Consider the following 18,226-nt stretch of genomic DNA (forward strand, 5'->3'; position numbering starts at 1 on the left):
GGCAAGAGCGGGCGGGTGCTCAGGGCACACACCGTGCCACGGGCGCGCAGGAGGGTGGGCAGAGAGCCGGTGCCGGACCAGCACGGACGGCGCGGCGGGGGCGGTGGATGGGTGACGGCCCGCGCCGGTCCACCGGGGTGGGCGGCGCAGGCCGGGAAGGTCAGCCGGCTAGGCGGGGCACGATGCCGGTGGTGTGGAGGCGGTCGCGGGCCGCGGTGATGGCCTCCGTGGTGGTGGCGAAGACCTGGCCCGCCTTGTCGAGCCGGGCGATCACCCCGAGCGCCTCCAGCGGCTGGTGGTGGCCGTCCGGGATGCCGGAGACGTACACGAGGATGCCACGCCGTTCCAGCTGTTCGATGGCGTCGCCGAGGACCAGCGCGCCGCTGGCGTCGATGGTGGTGACGCGGGACATGCGCAGGACCACCACCGACACGCCGGTCACCGCCGACAGCTCCATCAGGAAGCGGTGGGCCGCGGCGAAGAACAGCGGCCCCGCCAGGCGGTAGGTGACGATGTGCTCGGCGAGCACGGCGTGCTCGTCCTCGGTGTGCTGGAGCCGTACGTCGTTGCGCAGCGGCTCCGGGTCCAGGCTGGCGTCGCGGGCCATGGCGCGCAGCGCCAGCGCCCCGGCCACGACCAGGCCGAGGATGACGGCCAGCACCGTGTCGAGGGTCAGCGTGGCGACGGCGGTCAGCACCAGGACCACGGCGTCGCCCCGGGTGGACCGGAACATGGCCCGGACCGCGTCGACCTCCACCATGCGCACCGAGGTGGCCAGCAGGACGCCGGCCAGCGCAGCGAGCGGGATCTTGGCGACGAGTCCCGCGGCGGTGTACACGATGGCGCCCAGGATCACCGCGTGGGAGAGCGCCGCCAGCCGGGACCGGGCGCCGGAGCGGACGTTCACCGCGGTGCGCACGAGGGCCCCGGTGCCGGGCATGCCGCCGAACAGCGGCGTGACGAGGTTCGCGATGCCCTGCCCGAACAGCTCCCTGTCCGGGTCGTGCCGGTGCCCGTGGCGCATCCCGTCGGCGACGGCGGCCGACAACAGGGACTCCAGCGCGGCCAGGGCGGCCACCGCGATGGCCGGGGCGAGCAGGGACGGCAGCACGGCGGGATCGAGGAATCCCAGCGACGGCGAGGGGAGCCCGGCGGGCAGCTCGCCGATCCTGGCCAGCGGCAGCGCGGCCACCTCGGCCACGACGGTGGCGAGGCCCACGGCGAGCAGCGAGAACGGCACGGTGGGCCGCAGGCTCGCGCCCACCAGCAGCGCCGCGGCCACGGCCACGGTGACGGACATGGCCCACCAGTGCGGCCTGGCGAGGAAGTCCACGAGGGCGTGGAAGGCGATGACGGCGACCTTGTCGCTCTCCCTGGCGGGGACGCCGAGCGCATGGGGGATCTGCTGCAGGCCGATCACGCAGGCGATGCCGACGGTGAAGCCGGCCACGACGGGGGCGGGGACGAGGGCGATGTACCGGCCGGCGCGGGCCAGGGCCAGCCCGAGCAGCAGTAACCCGGCCAGCACGCCCACGGTCAGCACGCCGGTGGCGCCGTGCGTGCTCATGATCGGCATAAGCATGACCGTCATCGCGCCGCTCGTGCCGGACACCTGCAGCCCTGACCCGCCGAACAGCGCCGCCAGCGCCCCGGCGACCACGGCCGTGGCCAGACCGGCCTCGGCGCCCATACCGGAGGAGATGCCGAACCCGAGCGCCAGGGGGAGGGCGACGATCGCCACAGTGAGCCCGGCGAGCAGGTCCTGGCGGGGGCTACGGCGCATCGCGGCCAGCGCGGCGCGTTCCGGCAGCAGGGCGCGTACGCGGGCCCACCCGGACGACAACATGCCGGTCACTTTGTGTAATCTTTCGAATCGTTTCCGTAACCATATATGGGCGTAAAAGGTCCCTTCACCATCACTCCCTCGCGTAAGCCGGCGCCGCCATGTTCCGAATGCAACGGTCAGCAATTCGTCAAGCGGTTGTCAGGTTATCAAGTACACCCGCTCTCACCTGCTTAAACATCCGGGATGGACAGCAGCGAGAACGCCCGCTCGGCGGCGTGGACCGCCTCCGGCTCGACCTCCCGCAGCGGCCGGCCCTCGGCCAGCTGCAGCCAGTTGCGCCGGGCCAGCACCCGCTGCACGGCCAGCACCTGCGCGGCGAGCAGGGTGGCGGTCAGGTCGTCCACGCACTCCCGGAGCGCGTCGGCCAGGGCCCGCTCGTCGAGCGACATGTACTGGGACAACCGGGCCACCAGGCTCGGCGTGGAGAACACCATCCGATGGAAGGCCACCACCTCGGGGTGGTCGTTGAGCCCGGTGACGGGATCGCGCCGGGCGAGCCCGTCGAGGAAGTGGCGGCGCAGCGCGTCCAGAGGCCCCTCCCCCGCCGCCCGCTGCCGCACCACGCGGGCCGACTCCCCTTGGTGGTCGGCGAACCGGTGCAGCACCAGGTCGTCTTTGGTGGGGAAGTACTTGAACAGCGTCGGCTTCGACACCCCCGCCGCCGCCGCGATCTCCGTCACGGGAACCGCGTCGAAGCCGCGCTCCAGGAAGAGCGAGATCGCCGCCGCCGAGATGGCCTCGTGTACGCCCCGCCGCTGGAGCTCCCGCAGTCCCGCCATGAGCCCATCCTAGCAAAGTGTTAACCTGGTTAATCTCTTAACCGAGTTAACACTTTCGGGAGGTGTGATGGGAACACTCGACGACGAGCGGGAGCACGTCGAACGCTGCAAGGCCGGGCTGCGCAGGATGCTCGACGGCGCGCGGAACAACGTGATCGTCGGTGAGACCGTGGCCGGCGACCGCTACAGCGCCGAGCGGCTGGGACGCCACCTCAAGAGCCTGGCCAAGGAGCTGAGCGAGGAGCCGGAGGGGCCGCCGTTCTTCGGCCGGCTGGACTTCGGCCAGGGTTCGGAGGAGCACCCGGGCCGCGCGTACCACATCGGCAGGCGGCACATCACCGGCGAGCACGGCGGCCCGCCCGTGGTGATCGACTGGCGGGCGCCGGTCTCCCGGGCGTTCTACCGGGCCAGCGCCCGCGATCCCCAAGGCGTCGCGCTGCGCCGCCGCTTCGGCTGGTCCGGCACCACGCTCACCTCGTACGAGGACGAGCGGCTCGAACAGGGGGAGGAGGGCGGGAGCCGGCTCCTGGCCGCCGAGATCGAACGCCCCCGCGTCGGCCCCATGCGCGACATCGTCGCCACCATCCAGCCCGAGCAGGACGACCTCGTACGGGCCGAGCTGGACACCTCGGTCTGCGTGCAGGGCGCGCCGGGCACCGGCAAGACCGCGGTCGGCCTGCACCGGGCCGCCTACCTGCTGTACGCGCACCGCCGGCGGCTGGAGCGCACCGGCGTGCTGGTGCTCGGCCCGAACCGGGCCTTCCTCGGCTACATCTCCGCGGTGCTGCCCGCGCTCGGCGAGGTGGACGTCGAGCAGACCACGCTGGACCGGCTGCTGGCCACCGTCCCCGTCACGGCGGCCGACACCGAGGCGGCCGCGACGGTCAAGCACGACGTGCGCATGGCGAAGGTCCTGCGCGGGGCCCTGTACGGGCGGATCAGCAAGCCGGTCGAGCCCGTCGCGGTGGCCGACGGCTCCTACCGGTGGCGCGTACGGGAGGACGAGCTGCGCCGGATCGTGGACGGCACCCGCCGCGAGTCCCTCCCGTACGGCGTGGGCCGGGAGCGGGTGCGGGCCCGGGTGGTGTCGTCGATCCGGCGGCAGGCCGAGGCCCGCGGGGAGGTGGCGAACGCGGCCTGGACCCGCAGGATCGCCCGCGCCGTCACCCCCGCGCTGGACGCCCTCTGGCCGCCGGTCAAACCCGAGGAGGTCCTGTACGAGGTCCTCCGCTCGGACGGCAAGGGCCCGGACCCGGCGGAGGGCGTGCTGACGGACACCGAGCGGGCGGCCATCACCTGGGCCAAGCCGCCGCGCAGCCACAAGAGCGCCAGATGGACGGCCGCCGACCTGGTGCTGCTCGACGAGATCGCCTCGCTGATCGAGCGCCCGCGCGGCTACGGCCACGTCATCGTGGACGAGGCGCAGGACCTGTCGCCCATGGAGTGCCGGGCCGTGGCCAGGCGCAGCGAGCACGGCTCGCTCACCGTGCTCGGCGACCTGGCCCAGGGCACGACGCCGTGGGCCGCCACGTCGTGGCCGGAGCGGATGCGGCTGCTCGGCAAGCCGGAGGGCGAGGTCATCGCCCTGACGACCGGCTTCCGGGTGCCGGGCGCCGTGGTGGAGCTGGCCAACACGCTGCTGGCGGCGCTCGACGCCGAGGTGCCCGCGACCCGCTCGTACCGCTCGGACGGCAGGCTCCGGGTGACCAGGGTGATCGGCCTGGAGAAGGGGGTGGTCGCGGCGGTCCGCGAGGCGGGGGCGTTCGAGGGGTCGATCGGGGTGATCGCGGCGGACGCCGACGTCGAGACGCTGACGGCCGCGCTGTGGGACGAGGGGTTCGACATCGGCGGGCGCCTGACCGTGCTGCCCGCGTCGCTGGCCAAGGGGCTGGAGTACGACCATGTGGTGGTGGCCGAGCCCGCGGCCATCGCCGAGGCCGAACGGCGCGGCCTGAACCGCCTCTACGTCGCCCTCACCAGGGCCGTCTCCCGGCTCGACGTCGTCCACGCGCGCCCGCTCCCGCCACAGCTTTCTCCCCCGGTACAAGCCACCTGAAATGCGCATATGTAGTTGTTCATGTGGCTCGACAGGGGTTACGGCTTGGGGTGTGATGTGGTTCTCGCCTCGAGAGGAGTCCGCCTCGTGACCTCTTCGCAGGACCCGCCCCAAGGTGACGATCCGGACGCCCGTGACGATCACTGGACGCAGCCGTCGCCCCTTCCGCGGCCTCCCTACCGGCAGCAGGCGAGCGATCAGGTCCTGTCGATCGTCGGGTTGGCCTGCGCCGTGGTGGCCGTGCTGTTCAGCCCGGTCCTGTTCGGTCTGGCGGGCATCGTGCTGGGCATCGCCGGCCACACGAGGGACCAGCCGCTGGGCAAGTGGGCCGCCGTGTCCGCCGGAGTGGGGATGATCATCGGCACGGTCCTCTCCGCGGTCGTCGAGGCCATGGTGTCCTGAAGCCGCGGAAGAATCGTGGAGCACCAGGACCGCTTCACCCGGCTGAAGAAGTGCCGCGTCACCGAGGCCGGCCTTACCGGTCGTCCGCGGTGACAGGTCCCGCCGCCACACGCGGCCGTCCCACGCCGGGGACACCGGGAGAGGCGGCGGTGGTGCCGCGGACGACGAGACGCGGGGCGATGACGATCTCCCTCTCGGCCACCTGCTCGCCCTCCAGTCGCGCGATGGCTCGCCCCACCGCCAGGCTCGCGAGGCGGGGGATGTCCTGCCCAACGGTGGTGAGGTCGATATGCGCCAGGCGGGCCAGGTGGCTGTTGTCGAAGCCCACGACCGAGATCTCGCCGGGAACGGGCAGGCCGGCGCGGAGAAACATGTCCAGGACGCCCGTGGCGCAGCGGTCGTTGAAAACCAGGATGGCGGTCGGCCGGGGTCTGCCGTCGAGCAGGGCACGGGCGGCTGCCGCGCCGTCCTCCTCGGTCAGCCCGCCGGGCACGATCCGGATGTGGCGGGTCAGTCCGTGACGGCTCATGGTGGTGCGATAGCCGCGGCGCCGGTCGGCGGCGCCGGGCGCCCGGCCGCCGTCGATGTGGGCGATGTCCCGGTGTCCGAGCGCCACCAGGTGGTCCACGGCCTGGCGGGCGCCTTCGTCGTCGGCGGTTCGTACGACGTCCACCTCCGCCGTCGTCCCGCGTAGCCGACGGGCCACGGAGACGACGGGCAGTTGGGTCGCGAGCTCGGCCAGTTGGGCGGCCGGGGCCTGCGGGCCGAGCAGGATCAGGGCCTCGCATCGATCGGCGAGCAGGGTCTCGACGGCGTGCCGCTCGCTGCGGCCGACCGCGACGGCGCTGAGGGCGACCTGGTAACCGGCCGGCTCGGCCGCGGCGTAGATGCCCTCCACCAGGTCGGTGTGGAACGGGTGCTGGAGCCCGAACTGCACTCCGAGCAGCCGTGAGCGGTTGCTGCGCAGCAGCCGCGCCCGAGCGTCAGGTCGGTAGCCGATCTCCTTCGCGGCCCGCAGCACCCGCTCGCGCGTGCCGGCGCTGGCGCCCTTGGCCCCGCGCATGATGATGGAGACCAGCGCCGTGGACACGTCCGCCCGTGCCGCGACGTCGGCCAGGGTTGGTCGCTTCCCCTCCGAGCGCGCGGGCGTTCGTGACACTGCTGCCCTCCTTGATGAAGCCGTCCTGTGAAGCCGCTGCTCCACCATACTGCAACGTTCTAATCATCGGCGCCCGAACCCTTGACAAGGCCTTCCGCCTGCTGGCCTACTACTGAAAAGACTAGAACGTTATAGACGAGCGGGTGACGATGTACACGTTGGCGGTCTGCGCCGAGATGGTCTTCACGGACGTGTCGATCCAGGAACGGGCGCGGCGCATCCATGACGCCGGATTCCAGGTCGAGATCTGGGACTGGAGTCGGCACGACCTGGCCGCGCTGGAGCGCACGGGGGCCGTCTTCTCCTCGATGACCGGTTACCTGCGCGGCAGCCTGACCGACGAGGAGGGGGCGGCGGAGCTGCTGCGCACCGCCGAGAAGTCGGTCAAGGCCGCCGAACGGCTGCGCTGCCCCCGGCTCAACCTGCACGGCACGGGCCTCGACGACAAGGGCCTGCCGGTCACGCCGATGACCGAGACCACCGGCCCGATGTGGGTCGCCGCCCAGCGCACGCTCACCCGCCTCGCCGAGCTGGGCGAGCGAGCCGGCGTGGTCTTCACCCTGGAGAACCTCAACACCGCCGTCGACCATCCCGGAGTGCCGTTCGCCACGGCCGCTGACACCCTCGCCCTGGTCGCGTCCGTGGGCCGGCCGGGACTGCGGATGAACCTCGACCTCTACCACGCCCAGATCGGTGAGGGAAACCTGATCGAACTCCTTCGCAAGGCCCACGCCCTCGGCCTGATCGGCGAGATTCAGGTGGCCGACGTGCCCGGCCGCTGCGAGCCGGGAACCGGAGAGATCAACTACTCGGCAGTCGCCCGCGCCCTGGCCGGCCTCGGCTACGACGGCACGGTGGCGATGGAGGCGTGGGCCTCCCACGACAGCGACCTCGCCCTGGAGCGCTTCCGCTCCGCCTTCACCCTCTGACGAGAGTTGGGAGACATGCGCATGACCACCCAGCAGCCCCTCGCCGTCGGCCTTGCCGGCACCGGACGGATGGGCGCCCTCCATGCCGAGACCCTCGCCCGCCGCCTTCCCGGCGTCCGGCTCGCCGCCCTGGCCGACCCGGTCCCCGGCGCCGCACAGCGCCTGGCCGACCAGCTCGGCTGCCCCAAGGTGACGACCGACGTCGGCGAATTGCTCGCTGATCCCGACATCGACGCCGTGGTGATCGTCACCCCGGCGCGCACCCACGCCGACCTCGTCGAAGCGGCCGCCCAGGCGGGGAAGGCCGTCTATTGCGAAAAGCCCATGGCCGTCACGCTCGCCGAGGCCGACCGCGCCATCACCGCCGCCGCCAAGGCGGGCGTGCCTCTCCAGGTGGGCTTCAACCGGCGGTACGACCCCGGCTTCCGCGCCGCCCACGACAAGATCGCCGCCGGCGTCATCGGCACTCCCCAACTCCTGCGATCCCTCACCAGGGACCCGAAACTGGCCGACCCGGCCCGCGTACCGCCGTGGACGATCTTCCTGGAAACCCTCATCCACGACTTCGACACCCTGCGCTACCTCAACCCCGGCGCCGAAGCCGTCGAAGTCTTCGCCATGGCCGACGCCCTGGTCCGCCCCGACTTCAAAGCCGGCGGCCTGCTCGACACCGCCGTGGTCACCGTCCGCTTCGACAACGGCGCCATCGCCACGGCCGAGGCCAGCTTCCAGGCCGTCTACGGCTACGACGTACGCGGCGAAGTCTTCGGATCGGCCGGCATGCTCACCATGGGCGACCTCCGCAGAACCCACCTCACCGCGTACGGCTCGGACGGCGTCGCCGCCGAATGCGTCACCTACGACCAGGACCTCTTCCACGACGCCTACGTGGCCGAGCTCGCCGATTTCGCCGACTGCGCCCGCGCCGGACGCACTCCCTCGGTCACCGGCGAGGACGCCCGCGCCGCCCTGTCCATCGCCCTCGCAGCCATCGAGTCGATCACCACCGGCGGCCCCGTCCGCGTCAGCGATCTCGAACACTCGTGACCTCTGACTAGAACCGAGGCACGGCAAGCGACGACCCAACGACGTGAATTGGACGGAACGCGCGCTGTCCGGCATGCACCTGCTGGGCCGCCTTGGCCCCCACTACATAGCCGACCCTTTCACGCTGGCCGCACATCCGTCGGTGCCGCCCGCAGCGTCACCCAAGCACTGCAGGACGCAACGCCCTCGCTGTGGTCTGCGAACACGGGCATCAGCCGGAACGTGCTAGCCGCCCGGCTGTAGAAACTCGTCGAGCGCAGTCGGCATCATGGGCATGCACGCCTCCCACCTGCCGCTGCTGTGGCTCTACTCCGTATGCGCCGCCCCGGCGTAGCTGAACGCAACTCACCCCGGACGGGGCCATTGTGCGCCGCTCGGCCGTGCGCGGCGACGGGCCTCGCCCCGGCACACTATGGAAACCGATCGGTTTTCATTTCGTCCGAATCGAGCTAACCTCGCACTATGACCACCGAAGTGAAGCCAAGTTCTAGAGAGCGACTGCTGGACGCGGCGGCCAGGCTGACCTACCGAGACGGCGTCGGTATCGGCGTCGAGGCGCTGTGCAAGGCGGCGGGGGTGTCGAAGCGCTCTCTGTACCAGCTGTTCGAGAGCAAGGACGAACTGCTGGCAGCGAGCCTGGAGGAGCGCGCCTCTGCCTTCGTGGCCGGGCTCCTGCCCGCGGCGCACGATGGCCGTTCACCCCGCGAGCGGATCATGCACGTCTTCGAGCATGTGGAGTCGCAGTCGGTTGCGCCCGAGTTCCGAGGCTGTCGGTACCTGGCTGTTCAGATCGAGCTCAAGGATCAGAACCACCCTGCAAGCCGGGTGGCCCACCAGGTCAAGGCAAACCTGACGGCCTTTTTCCGTTCCGAGGCCGAACAGGGGGGCGCGAGCGATCCCGACCTGCTGGCCCGGCAGCTCAGCCTGGTCTTCGACGGCGCCAGCGCCCGCGCGGGGATCCAGGCCGACACCCTGGCCGGGCTCATCGCGCCCACTGTGGCCACCCTGCTCGACACGGCAGGCTTGCGCTGACGCATCGCCTTTTCGAGCAGGTTCGGTGACCGATGCGCTCTCCGGGCTGATGCCCGTGGTCTCCACCGAAGCCGGTCAGCGCACTCGGCACCGGCGCCGCCGGACACGGTGGCGGGCCGGCACGACGAGGTCGACCTGCCCACCTTCCAGCTCGGCGGCTGGTACGACATCTTCTGTCAGGGCACGCTCGACAACTTCACCGCCATACGCCGAGCCGGCCGGTCCGCCACGTTGATCACGGGCCCGTGGACCCACACCAACGGGCGGCACGTGGCCGGTGACGTCAGCTTCGGGTTCAGCGCGAACTCCGACTTCATGGGCATGCGGGGACGCATGCACGGCATGCGGCTCGACTGGTTCCAGCGCACACAGCTGGTCGGTGTGTTAACTGCGGTCATGACGGCATGCTGGCCGGATTGATGGCAAGCACACAGGCAACGGGCGGGTCGAGCTCGAGGGTCTCGACCCGGAGCTGGGTGAAGCCGGCCTGGGTGAGCAGGTCCTGGAGCTCTTGGGCGGCTCGGGTCGTGGTGTCCCGGGTGGCGCCGGGGCAGCGGGGCTGGCTGACGAGCGCGATGCGTCCTGCGGGGCGGAGCAGGCGGCGTAGCTCGCGAAGCCGTTCCACCGGGTCTGGCCAGAACCCCACGGAGTTGACGACGAGGATGGCATCGAGCGGATCGCCGAAGCTCGGCAACTGCTCCACGGAGGCGTGCGTGAGGTGCACTCGGTGGGCGCGGACGGCGGCGGCGTTGCGACGGGCGGCCTGCCGGACCATGGCCTGCGAGTGGTCGACGCCGAAGACGTGGCCCCGGGTGGCGCGGCCGGCGAGCTCGGCGATGGCGACGCCGGGACCGAAGCCGATCTCGAGCACCCGGTCGGTGGGCTGCACCTCCAGCAACGACACCGCCCAGATGTTGCGCTGCCGGTTGGAGGGGCGATGAGCGAACATCCAGCCGACCGCCCACCCGACGATGCCCCGGGGGTGGTCCGCCTGGCGCACCAATCTTCTGAGCGCGCGTTGCTTGAGAGATGTACCTGCTGTCTGCATGATCGCAGTCAACGACTTCAAGTATGCTTGAAGTCAAATGGATGAGCAGTTGACGATCGGTGAACTGGCGAGCCGCACCGGTGTCGCCACCTCCGCTCTGCGCTACTGGGAGGAGCTCGGCCTGCTCCCGGCGCCGGCCCGGGTCTCAGGCCAACGGCGTTATCCGCCATCGGCGGTCGGGCTGGTCGGTGTGGTCGTGTTGCTGCGGGCTGTCGGTTTCACGTTGCGGGAGGTCAAAGCGTTCATCGCGTCTCGTTCGCCGGCCGGCGACGGCTGGCGGGAGCTGTACCAGCGCAAGCTCACCGAGCTGGATCAACGGATTGCCCAGGCACAGGTGGCACGTACCGCCATCGCCCATGGCCTGGCCTGCCCGCACAAAGACATCTTCGAGTGCTCCAACTTCGCCGGCGGGGTCGCGGCGCTCCTGGCGGGATCTTCTCTCGAAGAGGCTCACGAAAAGGCCCACGCGCACTGACCTTGCCGTCGAGATAGGCGGCCTCACTGCCGGCGCGCGAGATCGTCACGATGACGGCTCTGGACCAGCTCGCCAACCCTGATGTGGCCGCTGGAGCGCAGGCCGGCCGGCCAGCTTCTGCGGCAGCGAGTGCGGCATTGCCGAGTCGGCGCTGTCCTGCTCTCGAGGCGCCAAGGTGGACCGCCGGAGGCCACGCCCCGGGCGCGCAAGGACCGGGCGTAGGCGATCATGTCGTCGTCGAACACCCGCGGCCGCCCGCCATGGCGGCCCCGCTCACGGGCTGCGGCTGGCCCTCCAGCGACTTCTCGCGCACGCACTCCCGTTCGGACTCTGCCATCCCGGCGAAGAGCGCGAACAACGCCGCGCCCTGCCGGCGTTGGTGCTGCTGCACCACGCCCGCAGGGACGCCCGCCTGGATTCCGCGGTGGGGATGGCGGAGGCGTACGGCCGGGCTACCGGTTCTGAGCCGCGCCGTCGCGGGACGGCGCGGCCGGTCAGGTGGCGGCGAGGGCGACCGTGGGCGACAGGCGGGCCGCCCGCATGGCCGGGTAGATGCCCGCCGCCGTCCCGATGAGCAGGGTCGCGACGATCGCACCGCCGATCGCCCACGGCGGCACCACCGGCGGCCAGTCCCGCGACAGGGCGTACCCGGCCGTGGCCAGGGCGCCGAGCACCGCTCCCACCACCCCGCCGAGCGCCGACAGCAGCAGTGACTCCGCTAGGAACTGCAGGCGTACCTGCCCCCGGGTGGCGCCGAGCGAGCGGCGCAGGCCGATCTCCCTGCGGCGTTCCAGTACGGAGATGACCATGGTGTTGGCCACGCCGACCCCGCCCACGAGCAGCGCGACCGCGCCCAGCCCGAGCAGCAGGTTGGTGAACGCACCGGCGGCGGCGGCCTTGGCGGCCAGCGCGTCGGACGGCCGGCTGACCGCGACCTCCTCCGGGTTGCCCGGGTTGACGGTGCGCGGCAGCGCCTCCCGCACCGACTCCACCGCCTCGTCGGACGACCGCTCGTAGATCGTCGTCGGGTAGCCGTCGAACCCGAGCAGTTCCTCCGCCGCCGGGAATCCGACCAGGGCGGAGCGTTCGATCTCCGGCGCGAGCGGCATGGGCCCGAGTATGCCGATGACGGTGAACCAGCGCCCGCCCATCCACACCTGTACGCCGGTCCTGGCCAGCCCGAGCCGCTCGGCCGCCGCGGAGCCGAGCACGACGGCCGGCTGCGCGGCGGTGGCGTCGTTCAGCCAGGTTCCCTTGGCCACGGCGCCCTCCAGCGTGGCCAGCAGGCCGGTGCTGGCCGCCTGGACGGCGATGCCGCCGGTGATCGACTCCGGGATGTGGTTGTTGCGCCGCACGGAGGCCTCCACGCTCCCCGTGGCCGCGGCCGTGCGGACGGGACGGATGCGCTGGACCATGGCCAGCGCGGTAGTGGGCAGCTTGGCGTCCTCGCCGAACATGGTCTGACCGGGCGTGACGGTCAGAAGGTTGGTGCCCAGCCGGTCCAGCTGGCGCAGGAGCTGCTCGCGGGAGGACGACGAGATCCCGATCACCGCGATCATCGTGGCGATGCCGATGGCGATGCCGAGCGCCGAGAGGATCACCCTGGTGGGCCGGGCCCGCAGCCCGGCGGCCCCGACGCGCAGCACGTCGCCGGCGCCGAGCCGGCCGGGGGCGAGCCGCTCACCCGTCGTGGTGCGCCGTGCCCGCCTCATCGCCTGTCTCCCTTCAGCAGCTTGACCGGGCCCAGGTCGTCGTGGTCGTGGCCGTCGACGATGAGGCCGTCGCGCAGGCGTACCTGGCGTTGGCACCAGCCGGCGATCTCGGCGTCGTGGGTGATGACGGCGATCGTGGTGCCGGACTCGTGCAGCCCGGCCAGGACGGCGAGCACGTCGGCGCCGGCCGAGGAGTCCAGGTTGCCGGTGGGCTCGTCGGCCAGCAGCAGCGGCGGGTCCCCGGCCACCGCGCGGGCGACCGCCACCCGCTGCTGCTCGCCCCCGGACAGCTGCGACGGCTTGTGCCGGAGCCGGTGGCCGAGCCCGACCCGTTCCAGGGCGGCGGCGGCGCGCTCGCGGCGGGCGCGGCGTCCGGTGCCGGTGTAGAGCAGGCCGTCGGCCACGTTGTCCAGCGCGCTGACGCCGGGCGCCAGGTGGAACTGCTGGAAGACGAACCCCAGGTGGCGGGAGCGCAGCGCGGACAGCTCGCGGTCGGACAGGACGGCGATGTCATGGCCAGCGACGCGCACGGTGCCGGTGGTCGGCCGGTCGAGCGTACCGATCATGTGAAGCATGGTCGACTTGCCGGATCCGGACGGGCCGACGATGGCCAGCAGGTCGCCGCGGGCGATGGTCAGGTCCACTCCGCGCAGCGCCTGCACGTCGCCGGGATAGGTCTTGGTCACCGCGTGCAGCTCCACGATCGGGTGATCTTCCCGCGTCATGGGGCGGGCACCCCGACCTTCATGCCCTCGGCCAGCCCGTCGCCCTTGATCTCCACCATGCCGCCGCCGAACGCCCCGGTCTCCACCGCCACGATCCTGGTGGCCGCGCCCTCGACGACCTCCACGCCGAATCCGCCCTCGCGCAGCGCCAGCAGCGCCTCCACGGGCACGGCGAGCACGTCCTCGTGCCGCTCGCTCTGCATCTCCACCTCGACCGGCGCCTGGTCCAGCTTGGTCTTCGGCGCCTTGGCCAGCGTGATGTCGACGTCGATGGTGGTGCTCGTGTCCGGCTCCTGGCCGGTGGTCTCGGCGACCGTACCGACCGACGTGATCGTGCCGCGGGCCCGTTCGCCGCCGGGCAGCGTCACGGTGACCTCTGCTCCCTTGCGGGCCAGCGACTGGTCGCCGGTGTCGAGGTCCACGTGCACCAGGCGGCGGATGCCGCTGACGGTGAGCACCTGCTGCCCCGGCGCGGTCTTGCCGCCGACGGCGGCTTTGGCCTCGGTCACCCGTACGGCGGCGGGCTGGAACACCACCTGGGCGGCGTCCACCCGCCCGGTCTCCGGGAGCCCCCGGTCGTCTTGCCACTCCTTGACGGCCTGCTCGGTGGCGTAGCTGAAGTGGTCGTCCACGGTCAGGTAGTCGCCGTGGCCGAGCGCCTTGAGGTTGCGTTCGAGCTGCTCCACGTCGGGGCCGTCGGACATGCCGCGCTGCAGGGTCCGGTACAGGGGCAGCTTGCCGTACATCAGCACGAGAGGCTTGCGGTCAATCTTGAGCAGCGGGCGGCCGCGGCTGATCACCGCGCCCTCGCCGGCCACCCACGTCACGGTGCCGGAGGCGCCCGAGGTGAGCTGCCGCTCCCCCGCGTACGTGAGCGAGCCGTCCACCGTCTTCGTCTCCGCCAGATCCTGCCTGGTGATCTCGGCGGTGGCCGGGACGGGGGACGCGGCCGGCGCGGCGGCGCCGGTGCCGCCGTCGTTCATGACGGCCACCGCGGTCCACGTCGCGGCGACCGCGAGGACGGTGCCGCCGCCCAGCAGCAGGCCCTTCCTCACCGGGTGCCACCGTCCTTCTTGACGAAGCCGGGCGCGTGCTCCTGGCAGGCCTTGTGCGCGGCGTCGAGCTTCTCCTTCGAGCCGCCCTTCATCTTGATGCGCAGCCCCTCGCCCGGCTTGGGGTCGGGCATGTCGATGCCCTGCTGGCGCATGCACTGCGCGAACTTGACCATCCGGTCGTAGTCCTCCTCGCTGGGCGGCTCCGCGTCGCGCACGACGGACTTCATGATCGGCTCGCAGGCCTTGTGGGCCTTCTCGACCTTGTCCTGGGACGTGCCCTGGGGGATCTTCATCTCGATGCCGCCATCGCCCGAGGGATCGGGCATGTCGATGCCGTGCTCGCGCATGCACTGGGCGAACTTCAGCGCCGCCTCCTGTGGGTCCATCGTGGCCGACGGGGAGGCCGCGGGCTTCGTCGTCGCCGGGCCGCTCGCGCCGGACGCGCTGACCACGCCGTCGTCCGTGGCCGCGGTGCCGCCGCACGCGGCCAGCCCGAGCACGAGCAGCAGGGCGGCCGGCGCCAATCGCATGTTCATGGCTTTCGCTCCTCCGCGCCGCGGGGCCTTCGCCCGGGGCGCGGCCTTACTCCAGCCGATCGGGTGCTAAAACCGGATAAGCCCTTGTGGCGGGCTGCGTCCAGCAGCCCGCCACAAGGTGCGGAGTCCGCGCTTACCCGCGGCTAACACGTGATCCGTCACGCTCATGGCCGAGGAAAGGGGCGGCCATGCGGGTGCTTGTCGTCGAGGACGAGGAACGGCTGGCGGACGCGGTCGCGCACGGGCTCAGGCTGCACGCGATCGCCGTGGACGTGGCCTACGACGGGCAGGACGCCCTCGACCTGGCTGCGTACGTCGACTACGACGTGGTCGTGCTCGACCGGGACCTGCCCGAGGTGCACGGCGACGACGTGTGCCGGCGGCTGCGCGAGAGCGGCGGCGGCCGGGTGCTCATGCTGACCGCGGCGGGCCAGATCCGCGACAAGGTCGTCGGGCTGACGCTGGGGGCGGACGACTACCTGGTCAAGCCGTTCGCGTTCGCCGAGCTGGTGGCCAGGGTCCGGGCGCTGGCCCGGCGCTCGCCGCGCCCGGCGGCGGCCCCGCTGGAGCGGGCCGGGATCACGCTCGACCCGGCGCGCCGCACGGTCACGAGGGACGGGCGGAAGGTGCCGCTCAACCGCAAGGAGTTCGACGTGCTGCACGCGCTGCTGCTCGCGAACGGCGAACTGGTCGCCTCCGGCGAGCTGCGCAGGATCGTGTGGGACGAGTACGCCGACGCCGGCACCGGCGCGCTGCGGGTCACGATCACGTCGTTGCGCAAGAAGCTCGGCGTCCCGACGGCGATCCAGAACGTGCCCGGCAAGGGGTACCGGCTTTGACCTCACGACTCTCGCGTACCTGGTGGAACAGCAGGCGCCTGCGGCTGCGGCTGACGCTGCTGTACGGCGGGCTGTTCATCGTGGCCGGGTCGCTGCTGCTCTGGATCACCTACCTGATCACCGCGCAGGCGCTGGAGCAGCAGTTCGTCGGCGGAATCAGCAAGATCATGTCGCCGCCCGACGTGCTGCCGCCCGGGCAGGCGGCGGCCCCGCCGGGGCCGGTCGGCGACGTCAAGTTCCGGGCCTCCATCGTGGACCGGGCCGACAGCGTGCTCAGCCAGATGGTCAGCCACTCCATGATCGTGATGATCCTCGTCGGGGTCATCGCGCTGGTGCTCGGGTACGTGGTGGCCGACCGGGCGCTGCGGCCGCTGGACCGGGTGACCGAGACGGCGCAGCGGCTGTCGGAGAGCACACTGCACGAGCGGATCGCGCTGCACGGCCCGCCGGACGAGGTCAGGCGGCTGGCCGACACGTTCGACGCGATGCTGGACCGGCTGCACCGGGTGTTCGACGCGCAGCGGCGCTTCATCGCCAACGCCTCGCACGAGCTGCGCACGCCGCTGGCGATCAACCGTACGGTGCTGGAGGTGTCGCTGGAGGAGCCGGCCGCGTCGGAGGACCTGAAGGCGCTGGCCAGGGCGCTGCTGGGCACCAACGCCCGCTACGAGCGGCTCATCGAGGGGCTGCTGCTGCTCGCGCAGTCGGAGCAGGAGCTGACCGTGCGCAGGGCGGTGGATGTGGAGCAGGTGGTGCGCATGGTGCTGGAGCAGATCGACCTGCAGTCGCGCAAGCGGCCGGTCACGCTGCACCAGGACCTGCGGCCCGTGCTCGTCGAAGGGGATCCGCTGTTTCTGGAGCGGTGCGTGTTCAACCTGCTGGAGAACGCCACCAAGTACAACGTGCGCGGCGGCGAGATCTGGCTCACGCTGCGGCGGGAGGCGGGGGTGCGCTGATCACGGTGGAGAACACCGGGCCGCTGGTGCCACCGTACGAGGTGGACGACCTGTTCGAGCCGTTCAGCCGGATGCAGGGGGATCGCGTGCGGTCGTACAAGGGGTCGGGGCTGGGGTTGTCGATCGTGCGGGCCATCGTGGCGGCGCACGGCGGCGAGGTCGGCGCGGTGGCGCGCCCGGAGGGCGGGCTGCGGGTCACCGTACGACTGCCGGGCGGGACGCCGTGAGAACGGCGAGCCATCGGGGGTAGGCCGCCGGAGCGGGACGCCGCTCGGCGGAACGCCGTGAGACGGTGAGCCGCCGGGAGACGCGCCGTGAGATCCTGAAAGCGTGCTGTCACCCATTGACCTGCTCCGCGAGCAGATCACCGCCCGGCTGGCCGCCTTCGACCGCCGGGAGGTGCCACCGGCCGGAGGGATACGCCGGGCCGCCGTCACCGTGTGCGTGCTGGAGGACTCCGGCCGCGTCCCGTACACAGTCCTGATCAAGCGGGCCCCGCGGGGCCGCAATCCCGGGCAGTGGGCGCTGCCCGGCGGGCGGCTGGATGACGGGGAGCTGCCGGTCGAGGCGGCGCTGCGGGAGCTGGCCGAGGAGACCGGCGTCACCGGGGTCGAGGTGGCCGGGCTGCTGGACGACTTCGTCACCGACTCGGGGTTCGTGATCACCCCGGTGGTGGCGTTCGGCGGCAGGCAGGAGCCGGTGGGCGATCCGCGGGAGGTGGCCTCGGTGCACGCGGTGCCGCTGGAGCGGTTCCTGGCGCCGGGGGTGCCGCGCTGGGAGGGCGAGCTGCTGCAGATGCCGCTGGGGCCCTCGATCGTGATCCACGCGCCCACCGGAGCGATTTTGTGGCAGTTCGCCGAGGTGGCGCTGCGTGGCCGTGAGCAGCGGGTCTTCGACGTCGCCCAGCCGCATTGGACGAGAACGTGAATTGATGGCCGTGGCGGCTTGGGCGCCGCTAAAGAACTTGCACTGCCATCGGTACCCCATGCCACGGTTTCGATCAGTGAAAGCCCCTCTGAAATGCCCGATCCCGTCGGGCTTGGAACGGGGTACGGGTCGAATTGGGCGTGGACAAGTGCCGGTCCAGGTCGCGGCCGCCGCGCCGTCCCGCGAGCCCATTCACCGCGGTTCCGCGGGCATCGGTGTGGCGGAGGGCCGGGCCTTGGCGGGCACGCGGATGAGGCCGAACCGCGCGGTGTAGGCCGCCGTCCACTCGTAGTTGTCCAGCAGGGACCAGACGTAGTAACCCCGGATGTCCAATCCGTCGGCGGCAGCGCGGAGAGCTTCCTGGAGAAAGCCGGTCAGGTAGGCGATCCGGTCGGCGTCGTGAACCCGGCCGTCGACCATCGTTTCAGCACGGTCGGCGTACCCGTTCTCAGTGACGTAGAGAGGGATGGTCAGGCCGTACAGCCCGCGGTCCCCGCTCCGACGATCAGATGGTCGATGTCCATGACGCCACCGTACAAAGGCCCGGACCGGGACCTCTTGGGCGAATCTGACCGGCGCCCATCACACGACGAACACCCCGGGCCTTCCGCTGACCAGGGCCGTCACATCTTCCGCCCGCACGGCGCCGTCCTTTCGGCGCGCGCCTGATGAGCTGGAACGTCCAGTGCGTGAACAAGCCCGC

21 protein-coding genes are annotated in these 18,226 nt (G+C 71.7%); 11 read left to right on the forward strand and 10 right to left on the reverse strand.

Annotated elements, in window-relative coordinates:
• Window positions 1-160: 160 nt before the first annotated feature.
• Both EJK15_RS49085 and EJK15_RS49090 read right to left on the reverse strand, forming a co-directional pair.
• Window positions 161-1,846, reverse strand: a complete 1,686-nt coding sequence (locus tag EJK15_RS49085; RefSeq protein WP_138717351.1) for a SulP family inorganic anion transporter — start codon at window positions 1,844-1,846, stop codon at window positions 161-163.
• 170 nt (window positions 1,847-2,016) lie between these two features.
• Window positions 2,017-2,625, reverse strand: coding sequence for a TetR family transcriptional regulator (locus tag EJK15_RS49090; RefSeq protein WP_138717352.1), 609 nt, complete (start codon window positions 2,623-2,625; stop codon window positions 2,017-2,019).
• A gap of 67 nt (window positions 2,626-2,692) precedes the next feature.
• Between EJK15_RS49090 and EJK15_RS49095 the strand changes: the two genes are divergently transcribed.
• Together EJK15_RS49095 and EJK15_RS49100 are read left to right on the forward strand one after the other, a co-directional pair.
• On the forward strand, window positions 2,693-4,681 hold the full coding sequence (locus EJK15_RS49095; protein WP_138717353.1) for a HelD family protein: 1,989 nt from the start codon (window positions 2,693-2,695) through the stop codon (window positions 4,679-4,681).
• Between the two features lie 87 nt (window positions 4,682-4,768).
• Window positions 4,769-5,083: a hypothetical protein gene (locus tag EJK15_RS49100; RefSeq protein ID WP_138717354.1), complete on the forward strand. Its 315-nt coding sequence runs from the start codon at window positions 4,769-4,771 to the stop codon at window positions 5,081-5,083.
• 73 nt (window positions 5,084-5,156) lie between these two features.
• Here the strand turns inward: EJK15_RS49100 and EJK15_RS49105 are convergent, their stop codons facing one another.
• Entirely contained in the window at window positions 5,157-6,242 is a 1,086-nt protein-coding gene (locus EJK15_RS49105; RefSeq protein WP_240777702.1) for a LacI family DNA-binding transcriptional regulator, read from the reverse strand.
• A 149-nt stretch (window positions 6,243-6,391) separates the two neighbouring features.
• Between EJK15_RS49105 and EJK15_RS49110 the strand changes: the two genes are divergently transcribed.
• The 4 genes from EJK15_RS49110 (at window position 6,392) to EJK15_RS49125 (ending at window position 9,670) form a co-directional block, all read left to right on the forward strand.
• The gene (locus EJK15_RS49110; protein ID WP_138717375.1) at window positions 6,392-7,171 is read left to right on the forward strand and encodes a TIM barrel protein; all 780 of its coding nucleotides are present in this window, start codon (window positions 6,392-6,394) and stop codon (window positions 7,169-7,171) included.
• Window positions 7,172-7,192: 21 nt separating this feature from the next.
• Window positions 7,193-8,218 carry a Gfo/Idh/MocA family oxidoreductase gene (locus EJK15_RS49115; protein ID WP_138717356.1) on the forward strand — a complete coding sequence of 342 codons (1,026 nt, stop codon included), beginning with the start codon at window positions 7,193-7,195 and terminating at the stop codon, window positions 8,216-8,218.
• A 462-nt stretch (window positions 8,219-8,680) separates the two neighbouring features.
• Window positions 8,681-9,250, forward strand: coding sequence for a TetR/AcrR family transcriptional regulator (locus EJK15_RS49120; protein WP_138717357.1), 570 nt, complete (start codon window positions 8,681-8,683; stop codon window positions 9,248-9,250).
• Window positions 9,251-9,358: 108 nt separating this feature from the next.
• Window positions 9,359-9,670: a CocE/NonD family hydrolase gene (locus EJK15_RS49125; RefSeq protein ID WP_240777703.1), complete on the forward strand. Its 312-nt coding sequence runs from the start codon at window positions 9,359-9,361 to the stop codon at window positions 9,668-9,670.
• On the opposite strand, the gene EJK15_RS49130 is transcribed toward EJK15_RS49125, so the two are convergent.
• Entirely contained in the window at window positions 9,645-10,298 is a 654-nt protein-coding gene (locus EJK15_RS49130) for a class I SAM-dependent methyltransferase (RefSeq protein WP_138717358.1), read from the reverse strand. The two genes, EJK15_RS49125 and EJK15_RS49130, sit on opposite strands and share 26 nt — an antisense overlap.
• 37 nt (window positions 10,299-10,335) lie before the next feature.
• Here EJK15_RS49130 and EJK15_RS49135 point away from each other — a divergent pair, with 37 nt between their 5' ends.
• Window positions 10,336-10,773 (forward strand): MerR family transcriptional regulator, encoded by a 438-nt coding sequence (locus tag EJK15_RS49135; protein WP_138717359.1) that lies wholly within the window; start codon window positions 10,336-10,338, stop codon window positions 10,771-10,773.
• A gap of 226 nt (window positions 10,774-10,999) precedes the next feature.
• Here EJK15_RS49135 and EJK15_RS71520 read toward each other — a convergent pair whose 3' ends face one another.
• The 5 genes from EJK15_RS71520 to EJK15_RS49155 all read right to left on the reverse strand — a co-directional run bounded on the left by EJK15_RS71520 (window position 11,000) and on the right by EJK15_RS49155 (window position 14,801).
• On the reverse strand, window positions 11,000-11,167 hold the full coding sequence (locus EJK15_RS71520; RefSeq protein WP_171074970.1) for a hypothetical protein: 168 nt from the start codon (window positions 11,165-11,167) through the stop codon (window positions 11,000-11,002).
• Between the two features lie 100 nt (window positions 11,168-11,267).
• On the reverse strand, window positions 11,268-12,485 hold the full coding sequence (locus EJK15_RS49140) for an ABC transporter permease (RefSeq protein WP_138717360.1): 1,218 nt from the start codon (window positions 12,483-12,485) through the stop codon (window positions 11,268-11,270).
• Window positions 12,482-13,210 carry an ABC transporter ATP-binding protein gene (locus EJK15_RS49145; protein ID WP_138717361.1) on the reverse strand — a complete coding sequence of 243 codons (729 nt, stop codon included), beginning with the start codon at window positions 13,208-13,210 and terminating at the stop codon, window positions 12,482-12,484. The genes EJK15_RS49140 and EJK15_RS49145 overlap by 4 nt, the downstream gene beginning before the upstream one ends.
• Complete coding sequence (locus tag EJK15_RS49150) at window positions 13,207-14,265, reverse strand: efflux RND transporter periplasmic adaptor subunit (RefSeq protein ID WP_240777704.1); 1,059 nt, start codon at window positions 14,263-14,265, stop codon at window positions 13,207-13,209. Before EJK15_RS49150 ends, EJK15_RS49145 begins: the two co-directional genes overlap by 4 nt.
• A complete protein-coding gene (locus tag EJK15_RS49155) occupies window positions 14,262-14,801 on the reverse strand; it encodes a hypothetical protein (protein WP_138717362.1) in 540 nt (179 codons plus the stop codon). The genes EJK15_RS49150 and EJK15_RS49155 overlap by 4 nt, the downstream gene beginning before the upstream one ends.
• Before the next feature lie 188 nt (window positions 14,802-14,989).
• Between EJK15_RS49155 and EJK15_RS49160 the strand changes: the two genes are divergently transcribed.
• From EJK15_RS49160 to EJK15_RS49175, 4 genes are all read left to right on the forward strand, one after another.
• A complete protein-coding gene (locus EJK15_RS49160; RefSeq protein WP_138717363.1) occupies window positions 14,990-15,640 on the forward strand; it encodes a response regulator transcription factor in 651 nt (216 codons plus the stop codon).
• Window positions 15,637-16,596, forward strand: coding sequence for a sensor histidine kinase (locus EJK15_RS49165; RefSeq protein ID WP_138717364.1), 960 nt, complete (start codon window positions 15,637-15,639; stop codon window positions 16,594-16,596). The genes EJK15_RS49160 and EJK15_RS49165 overlap by 4 nt, the downstream gene beginning before the upstream one ends.
• Before the next feature lie 5 nt (window positions 16,597-16,601).
• Complete coding sequence (locus EJK15_RS49170; RefSeq protein ID WP_171074971.1) at window positions 16,602-16,823, forward strand: sensor histidine kinase; 222 nt, start codon at window positions 16,602-16,604, stop codon at window positions 16,821-16,823.
• A 103-nt stretch (window positions 16,824-16,926) separates the two neighbouring features.
• A complete protein-coding gene (locus tag EJK15_RS49175; protein ID WP_138717366.1) occupies window positions 16,927-17,523 on the forward strand; it encodes an NUDIX hydrolase in 597 nt (198 codons plus the stop codon).
• Window positions 17,524-17,715: 192 nt separating this feature from the next.
• Here the strand turns inward: EJK15_RS49175 and EJK15_RS49180 are convergent, their stop codons facing one another.
• Window positions 17,716-18,006: a family 1 glycosylhydrolase gene (locus tag EJK15_RS49180; protein WP_138717367.1), complete on the reverse strand. Its 291-nt coding sequence runs from the start codon at window positions 18,004-18,006 to the stop codon at window positions 17,716-17,718.
• Window positions 18,007-18,226: the final 220 nt, after the last annotated feature.

The organism is Nonomuraea basaltis (genome assembly GCF_005893125.1).
Taxonomy (GTDB): Bacteria; Actinomycetota; Actinomycetes; order Streptosporangiales; family Streptosporangiaceae; genus Nonomuraea; species Nonomuraea basaltis.